This window comes from Stenotrophomonas sp. YIM B06876, assembly GCF_030711595.1.
GTDB lineage: Bacteria > Pseudomonadota > Gammaproteobacteria > Xanthomonadales > Xanthomonadaceae > Stenotrophomonas.
Map to the genome: position 1 here is coordinate 1 of NZ_JAUJUJ010000125.1, position 2,170 is coordinate 2,170.

At 67.6% G+C, this 2,170-nt stretch carries 3 pseudogenes; all 3 read left to right on the forward strand.

Features of this window, described 5'->3' with window-relative positions:
• Positions 1 to 20 precede the first annotated feature (20 nt).
• Positions 21 to 734: pseudogene (locus QZH66_RS15270) on the forward strand (hypothetical protein); the annotation flags it as partial.
• Between the two features lie 10 nt (positions 735 to 744).
• Positions 745 to 1,191 (forward strand): annotated as a pseudogene (locus tag QZH66_RS15275) (urocanate hydratase); the annotation flags it as partial.
• Positions 1,192 to 1,211: 20 nt separating this feature from the next.
• Positions 1,212 to 2,170 (forward strand): annotated as a pseudogene (gene hutU, locus QZH66_RS15280) (urocanate hydratase); the annotation flags it as partial.

Sequence of the window (2,170 nt, forward strand, 5' to 3'; positions counted from 1 at the left end):
TGAACGCCAACGACGCCATCCTGCCCAGCACCGACCCGCGCCACGACGCCAGCCGTGTCATCCGCGCGCCGCGCGGCAGCCAGCTCTCTTGCAAGAACTGGCTGGCCGAAGCCGCCTACCGCATGATCCAGAACAACCTCGACGCCGAGGTGGCCGAGCGCCCGCAGGACCTGGTGGTCTACGGCGGCATCGGCCGCGCGGCGCGCAACTGGGCGTGCTACGACCAGATCCTGGTATCGCTGAAAGACCTGGAAGCCGACGAGACCCTGCTGGTGCAGTCGGGCAAGCCCGTGGGCGTGTTCAAGACGCACGAGAACGCGCCGCGCGTGCTGATCGCCAACTCCAACCTCGTGCCCAAATGGGCCACCTGGGAGCATTTCAACGAACTCGACCGCAAGGGCCTGTNCGGCGGCATAGGCCGCGCGGCGCGCAACTGGGCGTGCTACGACCAGATCCTGGCCTCGCTCAAGACCCTGGAAGCCGACGAGACCCTGCTGGTGCAGTCGGGCAAGCCGGTGGGCGTGTTCAAGACGCACGAGAACGCGCCGCGCGTGCTGATCGCCAACTCCAACCTCGTGCCCAAATGGGCCACCTGGGAGCATTTCAACGAACTCGACCGCAAGGGCCTGTTCATGTACGGCCAGATGACCGCCGGCAGCTGGATCTACATCGGCAGCCAGGGCATCGTGCAGGGCACGTTCGAGACCTTCGTCGAGGCCGGCCGCCAGCACTACGACNAAGACCCTGGAAGCCGACGAGACCCTGCTGGTGCAGTCGGGCAAGCCGGTGGGCGTGTTCAAGACGCACGAGAACGCGCCGCGCGTGCTGATCGCCAACTCCAACCTGGTGCCCAAATGGGCCACCTGGGAGCATTTCAATGAGCTCGACCGCAAGGGCCTGTTCATGTACGGCCAGATGACGGCCGGCAGCTGGATCTACATCGGCAGCCAGGGCATCGTGCAGGGCACGTTCGAGACCTTTGTCGAAGCCGGCCGCCAGCACTACGACAACAGCCTGGCCGGCAGGTGGATCTTGACCGCCGGACTGGGCGGCATGGGCGGCGCGCAGCCGCTGGCCGCCACGCTGGCCGGCGCCGTGTCGCTGAACATCGAATGCCAGCAGTCGAGCATCGACTTTCGCCTGCGCACGCGCTACGTCGACAAGCAGGCGCGCGACATCGACCACGCGCTCGAACTGATCGCGCAGCACNCGCCCAGCCGCTGGCCGCCACGCTGGCCGGCGCCGTGTCGCTGAACATCGAATGCCAGCAGTCGAGCATCGATTTCCGCCTGCGCACGCGCTACGTCGACAAGCAGGCCAAGGACATCGACGACGCTATTCGCCTGATCCGCCAGCACACGGCGGCCAAGGAGGCGGTGTCGATCGCGCTGCTGGGCAATGCCGCCGAGATCCTGCCCGAGCTGGTCAAGCGCGCCAAAGCCGGTGGCATCAAGCCCGACCTGGTCACCGACCAGACCTCCGCCCACGACCTGATCAACGGCTACCTGCCCGCCGGCTGGAGCGTGGCGCAGTGGAAGGCCGCGCAGAAAGACCCCGCAGAGCACGCCGCGTTGAAGGCCGCCGCGGCCAAGTCCTGCGCCGTGCATGTGCAGGCCATGCTCGACTTCCAGGCCCTGGGCATTCCCACGGTGGACTACGGCAACAACATCCGCCAGGTGGCGTTCGACGAGGGCGTGAAGAACGCCTTCGACTTCCCCGGCTTCGTGCCGGCCTACATCCGCCCGCTGTTCTGCGAAGGCAAGGGGCCGTTCCGCTGGGTGGCGCTGTCGGGCGACCCCGAAGACATCTACAAGACCGACGCCAAGATCAAGGAGCTGTTCCCCGACAACCACCACACGCACCGCTGGCTCGACATGGCGCGCGAGCGCATCGCCTTCCAGGGCTTGCCGGCGCGCATCTGCTGGCTCGGCCTGGGCGAGCGCCACAGGGCGGCGCTGGCCTTCAACGAGATGGTGAAAAGCGGCGAGCTCAAGGCCCCGATCGTGATCGGCCGCGACCACCTGGACACCGGCTCGGTCGCCAGCCCGAACCGCGAGACCGAGGCCATGAAGGACGGCACCGACGCCGTGAGCGACTGGCCGCTGCTCAACGCGCTGCTCAACACCGCCGGCGGCGCCACCTGGGTCAGCCTGCACCACGGCGGCGGCGT